The organism is Pseudodesulfovibrio sp. 7M6 (genome assembly GCF_050058625.1).
Lineage (GTDB): Bacteria > Desulfobacterota > Desulfovibrionia > Desulfovibrionales > Desulfovibrionaceae > Pseudodesulfovibrio > Pseudodesulfovibrio salinus.
In genome coordinates, this window is sequence record NZ_CP188816.1 from 1,133,725 (window position 1) to 1,146,450 (window position 12,726).

Consider the following 12,726-nt stretch of genomic DNA (forward strand, 5'->3'; position numbering starts at 1 on the left):
GATCAGTCCAGTGTAACGCCTTCAAGGGCGGTTTCGAGTTCTTCCCACTCCGTGTAGATGGCCTCCAGCTCGCTTTCCAGCGCTTCCAGCCTGGACTGGTCGTCGGCCATGGTCTGTGGGGATTGTTTGAAGTACTCGGGATCACTCATTTTGATCCCAAGTTGATCCAGTTCCTTTTCGAAAGTTTCGATCTGCGCGGGCAGCAGGGCCAAACGATCCCGCTTTTGCGTCAGTTCGTATTTTTCCTTGTAGCTGAGTTTGGTCTTTTCCTTTTTGGCGGGAGCCGGTTTCGGTCCTTCCGCCGGAGGGGCGCAGGTCCCTGCCGAAGGGGGCGGTGTTTCGGGCCGCTGGCGAAGCCAGTCATCGTAGCCGCCTACATATTCCGCCACGTGTCCGTTGCCTTCAAAGGCAATGGTCGAGTCCACCACATTATTCAGGAAGGCGCGGTCGTGACTGACCAGCAGCAGGGTGCCCGGGTAATCCATGAGCACCTCTTCCAGCAGTTCCAAGGTCTCGGCATCCAGATCGTTGGTCGGTTCGTCCATGACCAGAACGTTCGAAGGCCGGGTGAACAGCCGGGCCAGCAGCAAGCGGTTGCGCTCGCCGCCGGAGAGCACGGAAACAGGCACCGCAGCGCGCTCCGGGGTGAAGAGAAAGTTCTTGAGGTGGCTCAATACATGGCGGCGGTAGCCGTTGATGTCCACAAAATCGTTGCCGTCGGCTATGTTCCAGCGGGCGGACCGATCTTCGTGCAGCTGTTCGCGCAACTGGTCGTAGTAGGAGACCTGAAGATTGACGCCGAGCCGCACCGAACCGGATTGCGGCTTGGTTTCGCCCAGCAGCAGGTGCAGCAGGGTGGTCTTGCCCGCGCCATTGGGGCCGATCAGGCCGACTTTGTCCCCGCGCATGATGGTGGTGGAAAAATTGTCGATGAGTACGGTATCGCCATAGCCGAAGCAAAGGTTCTTGGCCTCGGCCACCAGCTTGCCGGTGCGGTCGGCCTCCTGGATGACCATCCGTGCGGAGCCGGTCCGTTCACGTCGGGCCTTCCGTTCATCGCGCATCTTGCGCAGGTCGCGCACGCGGCCCATGTTGCGGGTCCGTCGGGCCTTGATGCCCCGGCGAATCCAGGCCTCTTCCTCGGCCAGCTTGCGGTCGAAGTTGTGGTTCTGCTTGGCCTCGGCTTCCAGATCCGCATCCTTGCGTTCCAGATAGGTATCGTAGTCGCAGGACCAGCTGTGCAGGTTGCCCCGGTCCAGCTCCACTATGCGAGTGGCGATGCGGCGCAGAAAGGCACGGTCGTGGGTGACGAAAAGCAGGGCGCCGCGCTGGCGGAGCAGGAAATCCTCCAGCCAGTTGATGGATTCGATGTCCAGATGGTTGGTGGGCTCGTCCAGAATGAGCAGGTCCGGTTCGGCGACCAGGGCGCGGGCCAGCAGCACCCGGCGTTTGGTACCGCCGGAGAGCGTGGCGAACGGTTCATCGCCGTTCAGCTTGAGGTGGGAGAGCACGGTTTCCACACGCTGATGGTGGGGCCAACCGCCGGATGTCTCCAAGGCGTTCTGGGCCTTTTCCAATTTTTTTACCAGCGTGGCTTCATCGCCCGCGGCCTCGCCCAAGGCCTTGGCCGCATTGTGATAGGCGGCGAGGTTGCGACCGATTTCGCCGAGTCCCTTTGCGGCCACGTCGTATACCATGCCGCCGAGATCCTGGGGAACCTCCTGGGGCAGCAGGGCCACGCAGGTACCCTTGGCATAGTCCACGGAGCCGGTGTCCGGTTGCAGACTGCCCTTGATGACCGAGAGCAGGGTGGATTTGCCCTCGCCGTTTCGGCCGACAAGGCAGACTCGCTCCCCGGGTTCAATCTGGAGGGAGACGTTTTCCAGCACGCTGGTGCCGGTAAAATTGACGGTGATGTCCCGCAGGGAGACGACGGCCATGGTGTATGCTCGAAAGCCGGGAACCGCTTGCGCGGTTCCCGGTCATTTATTTAAGAAAAAGGTTAATTGCAGGCTTGCTGGAATACTTTGTGCCGCTCCGCATATGGCGGGTGGCCGAAGAAGGCGGAGCCGGAGACCAGCACGTCCACGCCCGCACGGGTCAGCTCGCCCGCGTTTTCGGCTGTGACGCCGCCATCGATCTGGATCAGGGTATCAGCCCCGGCCCGGTCGATGAGCGCTTTGAGTTCCCGCACTTTGTCCAGGCAGAAGGGGATGAACTTCTGGCCGCCGAATCCGGGATTCACGGACATGATCAGTACCATGTACAGCTGCGGAATGAGGTGGCGGACGACCTCCACCGGCGTGTGCGGGTTGAGGGCAACGGCAGGCTTGGCACCGGTCTCGGCTATCTGGGCGCAGACACGTTCCAGGTGGGTGCACGCCTCGGCGTGGACACAGATCAGGTCGGCTCCGGCGTCGGCAAAATCCTCAATGTAGCGGCCCGGATCATTGATCATCAGGTGGCAGTCGAAAAACAGGTCCGACTTTTTGCGCATCGCCTTGATGATCGGGGGACCGAAGGTGATGTTGGGCACGAACATGCCGTCCATGACGTCGAGGTGGACCCACTTTATGTCGGCAGCCTTCAGGGCTTTCAGCTCGGATTCCATATTGGCGAAATCAGAGGAAAGCATGGAGGGGGATAGAATCATCGGTTTGCTCCGCTGGTGGAAATTTTGGTGCGCACACCCTACCCGAGGCCGGACCGTCGCGCAAGGGCGGCGCTATCGGGTCAGCTGGTTGACGATGAGCTTTTCGGCAATGAGGCCGAGCAGGCCGCCCAGGATGATGGAGGTGAAAATGAAGTGTCCGGCTCCGCCGGTTTCCGTGGCCGTGGACAGAATGGCGAGCGGCACACCTGTCATCAGCGCGACGAGAATTCCGGAAAACCAGCCGGTGAAGGGCAGGCGAATGTAGGTGATCAGGATGCCCAGGCACATCCAGTGGAGCAGTGCGGCCAGGCTCGACTGCCAGACGGATTGCGTCAGGACCAAGGCAATGGCGTCCAAAATGCCTGCGGCGGTTCCGATTACCACGGCCTTGAAGAATCGATTCACGGTGCCCCTCCCTCCGGCGAGTCTTGCCGGATCACTTGTCCATCTTGAAATCGACCTTGATCTTGAACAGCTTTTCCGCCGGCAGATTGAGAATTTTGATACCGGTCGCTGCGGTGATGGAGGCCAGAATTTCCTCCACCGCATCCATGTCCGGGGCAATGAGCGCGAACCAGACGTTGAATTCGTTTTCCCGCAGATAGTTGTGGGTCACGCCGTCGTGTTTGTTCACCTCGGCCACGAATTTGTCCAGCTTGTCCTCGGGGACGGACGCCGCGCACAGCGTGGATTGCCAGCCGAGGGTGTGGGAATTGAAATTCGCTCCCATGCGTCGGATCAGCCCGGATTCCTTCAGGGCACGCACGCGGGTGAGTACCTCGGTTTCCGAGAGTCCTATCTGCTTGCCGACCTCCTCATAGGGACGCGAGGTGAGCGGAAAATGTGACTGGATGATGTCGAGAATCTGTTTGTCGTAATTGTCCATCTGGGGGATGCCTCCGGCGGCTTAAGAACTTTTTGAAAAATGTTCTTAAGAATCTCAAAAACTTTTTAGTGCGCTTCGCGGGTACTGCATAACAGCCCCTGTTTCCTTTATAACCTACCCACCCCGCGAAGCGAAATAAAAAGTTTAGGAAAGGAAAGAGGATGGGGGTCTGGGGGAAGGGGAGAGGGAGAACCCTTTTTAAAGGGTTTCCCTCTCCCCTTCCCCCAGCCGCCGGAGGCGTCTTACGCCTTTGCTTTTTTCTTGGGCTGATACGAGCAGAGCGGCTCTTCCTTGAGGTAGTGGCCGTTCATGGTCTGGGCACGTGCCCGGCAGCCGCCACAGACCTTTTCGTATTCACAGTATCCACACTTGCCGTCATAAACATCGGCATTGCGCAGGTTGAGGAATTGCGGCGATTGCTTCCAGATTTCCGGGAAGGGAATCTCGCGCACGTTGCCGCAGTCCAGCTCCAGATAACCGCAGGGCTGAACCTGCCCGCGATGGGAGATGAAACAGAATCCGATGCCACCCAGGCAACCCCGGCTGACGGCGTCCAGGCCGAAGTTCTCGAAGTTGACCGGGATGCCCTCTTCCTTGGCCCGCTGACGCAGGATGCGGTGGTAGTGCGGCGCGCAGGTCGCCTTGAGCTGCATGTCCGTGGTCTTTTGGAAATCGTAGAACCAGTTGAGCACGTCCTCGTATTCTTCGGCGGTGATGATCTCCGCGCCCAGCTCCACGGCCCGGCCGGTGGGCACGAGCAGGAAGATGTGCCATGCGGACGCGCCGATCTCCTCACACAGATTGAAGATATCCTTGAACAGGTGGAGGTTGTGCTTGGTGACCGTGGTGTTGATCTGGAATTCGATGCCCTCGTCCTTGAGGTACTGGATGCCCCGCATGGAAGCATCGAAGGCACCGACCTCGCCCCGGAACTCGTCGTGCTGGACGGCTTCGGGAGCGTCGATGGAGATGGAGCAGCGTTCGATGCCCGCCGCCTTCATTTTTTTGGCGGTCTCGGGCGTGATGAGCGTGCCGTTGGGTGCCATGACGCAGCGGAGGCCCTTGGCCTTGGCGTAGGCGATGAGTTCGTACACGTCGTGGCGCATCATCGGCTCGCCGCCGGTGAAGATAATGATGGGGGAACCGACGTCCGGGAAGGTGTCGATGAGCGCCTTGGCCTCGGCCGTGGACAGCTCGCCCTCGTAGGGTTCGGGATGCGCTTCGGCCCGACAGTGCTTGCACGCCAGGTTGCAGGAGCGGGTCACTTCCCAGGCGATGAGCCGACAGATGGGCGTGACGCCGTCGTCCAGAAAGCGCTTCGGTGCGTTCTCCGCGCCGGGGTGTGCCTTGCCGTGTCCGGGGTGACCCCCGGGATGCCCTTCGGGCGGGCAGCCTTTGTGCGGATGCATTATGCCTTCAACCTCGCCAGAACGTCTTCGGTGAAATAGGTGATGATCATGTCTGCCCCTGCGCGCTTGAAGCCAACCAGGGATTCGTCCACTACGGCGTCCTCGTTGACCCAGCCATTGCCTGCGGCGGCCTTGATCAGCGAGTATTCGCCGCTGACCTGATATGCGCAGACCGGACACTCGAAGTTGTCACGCACCTGACGGACGAGATCGAGATAAGGCATACCAGGCTTGACGATGAGCATGTCCGCGCCTTCGGAGAGGTCGGCGGCGGCCTCGATGAGGGCTTCCCGGCCGTTGGCGGGGTCCATCTGATAGGTCTTGCGGTCGCCGAACTTGGGCGCGCCTTCGGCAGCGTCGCGGAAGGGACCGTAGAAGGAGGAAGCGTACTTCACGGCATAGCTCATGATGGGCGTGTTGATGAAGCCCGCTTCGTCCAGAGCGTCGCGTATGGCGGCTACGCGGCCGTCCATCATGTCAGACGGGGCGATGACGTCGGCCCCGGATCGGGCCTGGGAAACAGCCGTCTTGGCCAGCAGTTCCAGACTCGGATCGTTCAGGATCTCCTCGTTGCGCACCATACCGCAGTGACCGTGGGAGGTGTACTCGCACAGGCAGGTGTCGGCTATGAGCAGCAGACCGGGAAAGCGGTCTTTCAGGCGGCGAAATGCCTTTTGCACAATGCCGTTGTCGTCGTAGGCACCGCTGCCCAGTTCGTCCTTGGCTGCGGGAATGCCGAAGAGGATGCAGGAGCGAAGTCCGTTATCGACGGCACGGGCGACCTGCTTTTCCAGTTCATCCAGGGAGAACTGGTATTGGCCGGGCATGGACGAGATTTCCTTGCGGAAGGAGGCGTCGTCGGTCTCGACCACGAAGTAAGGCATTATCAAATCCTGCGGGCGCACCTCGTTCTCGCGCACCAGCTCGCGCATGGCGGCGCTGGTGCGAAGCCTGCGTCCACGATGAAAATCAGTAGGAATCATTTCATTCTCCCGAGTAAGAAGCGTTGCGTTTGAAATTTCTGTATCCCATTTCTCGCCGCCCGCCAATCAAGTGCACCGACTTTGTTTCTGTGCACAACCCGCGAAGCGAAATAAAAAAAATAGGAAAGAAGAGAGGATGGGGGTCCGGGGGAAGGGGAGAGGAAGAACCCTTTTCAAAGGGTTTGCCTCTCCCCTTCCCTCGGCCGCCGGAGGCGAACTCCGCTTACAGCAGTTCGCCGCTTATTTCTTCGTCGGTGAGGTAGCAGGCGGGGTCCGGAGCCCAGAAGTCGTCGTAGACGGCCTCGGCACGGGCGCGGAAGTTGCCGCCGCAGATGTTCAGGAAGCGACAGGAGGCGCAGCGGCCCTTAACGTGGGGACGCTTGTCCTTGAGCTTGTGCAGCAGCTCGATGTTCGGGTCGCTCCAGATCTCGGAGAAGGGGCGCTCCAGCACATTGCCGAAAGTGTGGTGGCGCATGAACTGGTCGGCATGAACCTTGCCGTCCCAGGATATGCAGCCGATGCCACGGCCCGAGGAGTTGCCCTCGTTCATCTTGAGCAGTTCGAGCACTTCGGCGGCACGCTTGGGGTCTTCCTTGAGCATGCGGAAGTAGACGTAGGGACCGTCGGCGTGGTTGTCCACGGTCAGGACTTCCTTGGGCTTGCCCTTGTCGAAGAGCGCGCGGGTGCGGTCCATGATCAGGTCCACGGTGGCGCGGGTCTCGGCATGGTCGAGGTCTTCCTTGACCAGCTGGGAGCCCCGGCCGGAGTAAACCAAGTGGTAGAAACAGATGCGGGGAACTTCCATCTCTTCAAGGACGTCGAAGAGGTGGGGGATTTCCTGGGCGTTACGCTTGTTGATGGTGAAGCGCAGGCCGACCTTCAGGCCTTCGGCCATACAGTTCTCAACGCCTTTCAGGGCCTGCTTGTAGGCACCCTTGACGCCGCGGAACTTGTCGTGGACCGCTTCGGCACCGTCCATGGAGATGCCCACGTAGGACAGGCCGACTTCCTTGAGCTCCTTGGCCTTGCTCTTGGTAATGAGCGTGCCGTTGGTGGAAATGACCGCGCGCATCCCCTTGGTGGTGGCATACTTGGCCAGGTCCACCAGATCCTCACGCACCAGCGGCTCGCCGCCGGAGAAGAGCATGACCGGCGCGCCGAATTGGGCGAGATCGTCGATCATCACTTTGGCCTGATCCGTGGATATGGGGTCCACATGGTCCTTCGGATCAATGGCGTGGGCGTAGCAATGCACGCATTTAAGGTTGCACCGCTGGGTCATGTTCCAGACCACAACGGGCTTCTTGTCTTTGGAGAATTGCAGCAGGTGGGACGGCAGCTGGCCGGACTCGCGTCCGTAACGGAGCGCATCGGACGGCTCCACGGCACCGCAGTACAATTTGGAAATGCCTATCATGTATGGTTCCTCTCTTGGGTGATGAAGGCCTTTGGCGTATCACACAAAGGGGCAGGTGTAAAAGATGAAAAAGGGCCCGAAAGGGGCCCTCTGTTTTTCCTGAAGAAAGGATAAGAATAATTCTCAAAAAGTCAAGGGAGGTTATTCGGCAAGACGAATTTCCACCCGGCGATTACGCTGATGGTCTGCGTCGGTCGTACCTTCAGCTATGGGAGAAGTCTCTCCGTAGCCTGCCGTTTCGATCAGTTCGGGAGCTATATCCCAGGTACGGACCAGGTAATCCTTGACCGCGTCGGCGCGCCTTTTCGAGAGGTTCAGGTTGTATTTCGGGTCGCCCTTGTTGTCCGTGTGGCCGGCAATGATGATTTTTTTGCCTTTGAGCTCCGGGGTGTTCAGGGCTTCGCCTATCGCGTCCACCAAGTGGAGGGAGTCGGGCCGGATAGTTGCCTTGTTGAAGTCGAACTGGATGTCCAGATTAACCCCGTTGATCTGAGGCCGCGTGGTATCCGTCTCCTTGGCGTCAGAAGGAGTGGCGTCTTCCCTGGGCAGGTTCTGCTCCTCTGGCATGGCGCTGTCTTTGTTTTGGGCGGAGGCCGCTGCCTCCTGGGGCTCCTGCGGAGCCAATGCCGTTTTTACTTCGGCGGCATTGTTTGCAAAGCTGTAGTTCGACTTCGGGTCCGGAAGCCATGCCTTGAGGGGAACGGCCATATCCCTTGCTATGGATCGGATGATCTTGTTGAAGGCACCATGTGTCATCCGGTACTCGTGCCGGAAATAGATGAAGTCGTCGGGTTGTCTTTCCTCGATACGGCCGGACTGGAGCATGGACCAGACAAGGTCGCCGCTTCCTGTTGCGTAGATATCCATGCGGATGGTGATCGCCGAATCATCCAGCGTGTTGCCTGCGAAGAAATAGGGCACCTGTCCGATAAGGAGCAGGTCGGCCCCGCGTCTTCTTGCGGTTTCAAGGGCCATGTCCAGTCCCTCGTATCGGGTGCCGGGCTGGAATTCCATGATGGGAAAGAGTTCGTCCTCCATCCAGGCATTGCGGAATATCTCGGCAAAGGCGCCTGAAAGATTCTCGTAGTCGCTACTGGGCTGCTGGATGACAAAGGGGAAAAAATAGGCGGTCAACGGGCGAAACTGGCGGCCTTTGGGATGGACTGCGACTTGGAGCGACGATTTCCTGACAGGAGAATCGGTGTAGACCTTGGTCTGGTCCGTCAAGGACAGGTCCACGTTTGCGCAGGCGGCAGTAACCAGCAACATGGCAAGAAGTAAGGCTTTTTTCATGGCGTTCACCGGCTGAATGTTAAATTCCTCCGATGATGACCGCCACTGCGGCGACAGCCTCGGAGTACGTGCCGGAGAAAAAGCAAGTACTGTGCCGAGCCTTATTGCATGGTCTGGGTCGGGGCGGGGGCGGACTCTATGGATTCCATGAGCTGTTCGCGTGATTCCAGAAGTCCCTGGCGGAGCAGCAGACGTTTGCCGATAGAGAGCTTGCGGAATTCCGGCTTGTCCACCATCTCGGAAAGGCGGTCCATTTCAGTAATTATGTTGCGGATGAGCTGTCTGATATCCTTGCCGTCCGGGCTGAGTTGCGCCGCCAGCAAGGCCAGGTCGCGAATCTCCTCGGCCATTTGCTTGAACTGGCGTGGATTTATCTGGCGAGCGAGCTTTCGCTTCGCTTGCCAGGTATCCTTTTGCTTCTTCAACCACTCGAACATGGCGTCTCCGCTAAATGGTCGCCACCTGCATGTGCAGGAGGGACAAGTACGCTATCATTCCCAGCAGCAACGGGATGATGGCCACGGGGATGACCTTGGAATAGGAGGTCCGGTGTATGCATTTGAGCCCGACTATAGTCAGCACCAAGCCCCATACCGCAACAATGGTCATCCAGACAAAGTCGATGGTCTGGTTTGGTATGGGGAATATGCCCAGAACAATGGGGGCATTGGAATAGACCAGGGCGCGGAATGTGCCTTCGAATCCCTTGTTGTCGGCCTTCATGGCTATGAGCAGGACGTGATAAATGCCTGTGAGCACGAACTGGGCTACGGTAATGAGCGCCGGGAGGAGCAGCAGCATGGCCAGAGCCGTCATGGTTGTGCTCATGCCGGACACGGCGGCGTTTTCGCCGGAAACAGATGCGGATAGTCCCGCGATCCCCCAGATATACTGGGCAAAGCTCTGGATCATGGTCACCAGGATGGTGAAAGTCAGCGGCTTGGCCAGTCCGCCGCCTACCGGCATGACCGTAAAGAACAGACGGGGGGAGAGCAGGATCAGCTTGATGGTCAGAAACAGACCATAAAAAAAGCCGTAACGATCCAATTGCTCGAAGGGCGGGGGAACCTGCATCCCGTTGTCCTGCTCCTTATCGTTCTTGTCGTCCGCGATCATGGGATCGGGAAAGTCGTCGTTGAATTCGCCTGTCCATCCCGGAATGGGCTCCTGATCTTGGGGAGCGGAAGGAGGGGTCGGCGAAGTATTCCGCGATGACGGAATGTTTTTTTCCGGGGGAGCCATGCGGTCCAGCCGGTCCCAAAGCCCCTCGTTCGAGGTTTCTTCCGGGGCAGGCAGATTGGGAAATGCGGATTCCTCATCATTTTGCGGATCCGGACGGCGGACCGGCCGTTGGGCAGCGGGGCGCTTTTCCGAATTCTGCGGGGACCCATGTCTGGGGGCGGAGGATTGGGAGTCCTTGTCACTGTCGGAGACGGTTTCCGGCCTGGGCTGGCGGGTAACCGGTTGCTCGGCATTTTGATCCGAAGGGACGTCCTCTTCCGGCAATTCGCGGAATTTGAATTTAGTATGACATTTCGGGCAGGTGGCAACCTGCGACCGAGGAGGGATCTTGGTCTCGTCCACCTCGCGGGCGAACTGGCATTCTGGACAGATTATTTGCATCGTCAATCCTTGAAGGATACGGAGTTATCGAGATGTGTGCCTATCCGATATGTACGTCGTAATCAAGTGTTGCGCAAATGGTGCAATCAGATTCAGGACGGGTTTTCTTCGAGAAGGAGTACCTGCAAGGCTCCTGAGATGAAGGCTGCCTCGGGGAAACGGCTTCTTTCCAGGCTCGGATAATCCTGGTTGAGTCGGTGGACGATCCGGCCCGCTGCGGCGGCATCGAACCGTTTCAGTTTTTCTCCCAGCGCTTCCGGGGATTTGTTGATACGGCTATAATGCAGGATTGGCGCGTCCATGGCCAGGGCCACCCGGCCTTCGACTCCGGTGAGCCGCTCGTGCACCGGCCGCTCAAAACGGACGGATGGCTCGCGCCGGAAGAGGCGGAGCTGGAGGTCGGGCCACAGGCCGAATCCCACCTTGCAGCGGGTATCATCCGGGTACAGGGTCATGCGCGGGAAATAGCATCCGGTCAATCTTTTTATGAGCAGCAGGGCGGTGAAGAGGGACCAGACATCCTCGCTGAACAGTTCATCGCCGTCCAGGTAGAGCACCCATTCTCCCTCACACGCATCAAGCATTTTGTTTCTCTGGCTCGCGAAGTCCTGCATGGGGTTGGCCAGATGGCGCAGCGGAGCCGCGCAGGAAAACTGCCGGTCCGGCACTGTCTCGGCATCCCACACCACCACGACCTCTCGTATCCAGTCCGGGAATTGGGCAAAGAAGCGATTCAGCTCAGGTTCTTTCGGGCTGAGGATCACGCCGACACTCAGGTCCGGGGCCTGCACGGCCACATGGCTCAGGTAGGAGCTGTTCAGGGCAAGATGGGGCCGAGCCTGATGAAAGCGGCGTTGCAGGGCACGGTATCGGTCCCGATCCTCGTTCGTCAGTTCCGGGCAGATGGCCGTTGAGCTATTTTCGGCATTGGCACCGGAGAGCGCGAGCAGATAAAGCAGGGCCCAGGCGGAACTGTCCGCCGCCACATGCGTCCGACCGTCCGGCTCCTTCCATTCTGGATGGTCTTTCAAAAAAACTCGGGCCGTGTCGGCGTCGGTCTCGCAAACCACGAGCCGGGCTGTTTCCGGCAAAGACTCGGCCAGAGCCAGGGCATGTGCCCCGGACCCCAGACCGAACAGAATCAGCACGGAACCGCCGCTTTTGGCAAAAAGCTTGAGGGTACGCGTGGTGAAATTTACCACTTCATCGCTGCTTGAAGCGGGCTGGGATGCGGACGGGGCAAGGCCGTCGTTCATTTCAAATTCCAGGACCGCGTCGGTGTAGTGGGGGATCAGGGTGCGGCTCATACGGCTATTCCTTTTTTGCGAAGTAATTCGATGTAGATGGATTCAAGTTGGCGGACAATGGTCTGGACGCGGAACAGACGTACGGCTTTTTCGCGTCCAGCCTGTCCCATGCTTCGGGCTTCGTCGGGATGGGTCAGCAAATGTTTGACCGCGGCGGCGTATTCCGTTGCGGAGTTGGCTACAAGGCCGGTTACGCCATTGTCCACGAGCTCCAGCTGGGCGTTGTCCCGGTTGCCGGAAGCGGGGTGCGTGACTACAGGTAGGCCGCAGGCCATGGCTTCCGCAATGACCAGGCCGAAGGATTCGCCCGTGTCGTTGGCGTGGGCCAGGAGTGAGACCTGATCCAGGAATGCGGCGATTTCGGCATCCGTGCCAACAGGATCATGAAATATGACGGAGGATTTCAAATCGTGAGTGCTAACGAATTCATGCGCCGCCGGAATGCCGCCCAGAATGTGGCAGTGAAAGCCCGGCACCTCGCGCGCCAGGATGGGCAGAATATCGAGCGCAAGTTGCGACCATTTGCCGGGGTCCGCACGGGATATACGGCCGATGGACGGTAGGGTGAAATCCCTGTCGACTCTGGCTGCATTGGCGAAAAAGTCCGTGTCCACAGGATTGTACAGAAAACCGTATCGGTCCGACTCATGGATGCCGGTATCCCGCTCGAAGCGTTCCAGGCAGAAGCGGGAGACGAACAGCGTGCGGTCGATTATCCGGGCCTGGGGGCTGGGGTCATGTCGTCCGAAGACGTTGGTTTCAACCACGGCCGGGATATCGGCCCGTTTCACGGGGGTGAGCAGCTCCGGCTCCGGCCAGCCCGCGCGGTGCAGGTGGACGATGGAAGGACGGAATCGTTTCAGTGCCGTCAGTAGTTCCCCGCCGACGTATGTTTCCACCCCCATGGAACGAATCTGGGCGGCACGGACGCCATCCTGCGGACTGTATACGGCAGGATGGAATCGGGTTTTATCCAGGTGAGAGACGAGCAGCTGCATGACCTTTTCGGTGCCGCCACATCCCAGGGATTTGGCAATATGCAGGACTCGTATGGGGGATTCGGACATGGCCGGAAAGTGACACAAGCGTTTTGTCTTGTAAACTCCGGCTGGTCCGGAGCTGGAAAAGAAAACCGGTCCGACGTTCTGCCGGACC

At 59.2% G+C, this 12,726-nt stretch carries 12 protein-coding genes; all 12 read right to left on the reverse strand.

The genetic code is table 11. From position 1 onward, the window contains the following. Nucleotides 1-2 precede the first annotated feature (2 nt). Nucleotides 3-1,940 carry an ATP-binding cassette domain-containing protein gene (locus tag ACI0FG_RS05395; protein ID WP_419787529.1) on the reverse strand — a complete coding sequence of 646 codons (1,938 nt, stop codon included), beginning with the start codon at nucleotides 1,938-1,940 and terminating at the stop codon, nucleotides 3-5. Nucleotides 1,941-2,002: 62 nt separating this feature from the next. Further along, entirely contained in the window at nucleotides 2,003-2,653 is a 651-nt protein-coding gene (gene rpe, locus ACI0FG_RS05400) for a ribulose-phosphate 3-epimerase (protein ID WP_419787530.1), read from the reverse strand. A gap of 72 nt (nucleotides 2,654-2,725) precedes the next feature. Continuing rightward, entirely contained in the window at nucleotides 2,726-3,058 is a 333-nt protein-coding gene (locus ACI0FG_RS05405) for a hypothetical protein (protein ID WP_419787531.1), read from the reverse strand. 31 nt (nucleotides 3,059-3,089) lie between these two features. Beyond that, the gene (locus ACI0FG_RS05410) at nucleotides 3,090-3,539 is read right to left on the reverse strand and encodes an AsnC family transcriptional regulator (RefSeq protein ID WP_419787532.1); all 450 of its coding nucleotides are present in this window, start codon (nucleotides 3,537-3,539) and stop codon (nucleotides 3,090-3,092) included. A gap of 242 nt (nucleotides 3,540-3,781) precedes the next feature. Beyond that, nucleotides 3,782-4,948: a heme b synthase gene (ahbD, locus tag ACI0FG_RS05415; RefSeq protein ID WP_419787533.1), complete on the reverse strand. Its 1,167-nt coding sequence runs from the start codon at nucleotides 4,946-4,948 to the stop codon at nucleotides 3,782-3,784. Then, on the reverse strand, nucleotides 4,948-5,931 hold the full coding sequence (hemB, locus tag ACI0FG_RS05420; RefSeq protein WP_419787534.1) for a porphobilinogen synthase: 984 nt from the start codon (nucleotides 5,929-5,931) through the stop codon (nucleotides 4,948-4,950). Before hemB ends, ahbD begins: the two co-directional genes overlap by 1 nt. Before the next feature lie 223 nt (nucleotides 5,932-6,154). Then, nucleotides 6,155-7,348: a 12,18-didecarboxysiroheme deacetylase gene (ahbC, locus tag ACI0FG_RS05425; protein WP_419787535.1), complete on the reverse strand. Its 1,194-nt coding sequence runs from the start codon at nucleotides 7,346-7,348 to the stop codon at nucleotides 6,155-6,157. A gap of 141 nt (nucleotides 7,349-7,489) precedes the next feature. Then, nucleotides 7,490-8,641, reverse strand: a complete 1,152-nt coding sequence (locus ACI0FG_RS05430) for an OmpA family protein (protein ID WP_419787536.1) — start codon at nucleotides 8,639-8,641, stop codon at nucleotides 7,490-7,492. A gap of 101 nt (nucleotides 8,642-8,742) precedes the next feature. Next, nucleotides 8,743-9,078: a hypothetical protein gene (locus tag ACI0FG_RS05435; protein WP_419787537.1), complete on the reverse strand. Its 336-nt coding sequence runs from the start codon at nucleotides 9,076-9,078 to the stop codon at nucleotides 8,743-8,745. 10 nt (nucleotides 9,079-9,088) lie between these two features. Further along, nucleotides 9,089-10,264 (reverse strand): YIP1 family protein, encoded by a 1,176-nt coding sequence (locus ACI0FG_RS05440; RefSeq protein ID WP_419787538.1) that lies wholly within the window; start codon nucleotides 10,262-10,264, stop codon nucleotides 9,089-9,091. Nucleotides 10,265-10,356: 92 nt separating this feature from the next. Then, nucleotides 10,357-11,571, reverse strand: coding sequence for a glycosyl transferase family 2 (locus ACI0FG_RS05445; RefSeq protein WP_419787539.1), 1,215 nt, complete (start codon nucleotides 11,569-11,571; stop codon nucleotides 10,357-10,359). After that, nucleotides 11,568-12,638 (reverse strand): glycosyltransferase family 4 protein, encoded by a 1,071-nt coding sequence (locus ACI0FG_RS05450; protein WP_419787540.1) that lies wholly within the window; start codon nucleotides 12,636-12,638, stop codon nucleotides 11,568-11,570. The genes ACI0FG_RS05445 and ACI0FG_RS05450 overlap by 4 nt, the downstream gene beginning before the upstream one ends. Nucleotides 12,639-12,726: the final 88 nt, after the last annotated feature.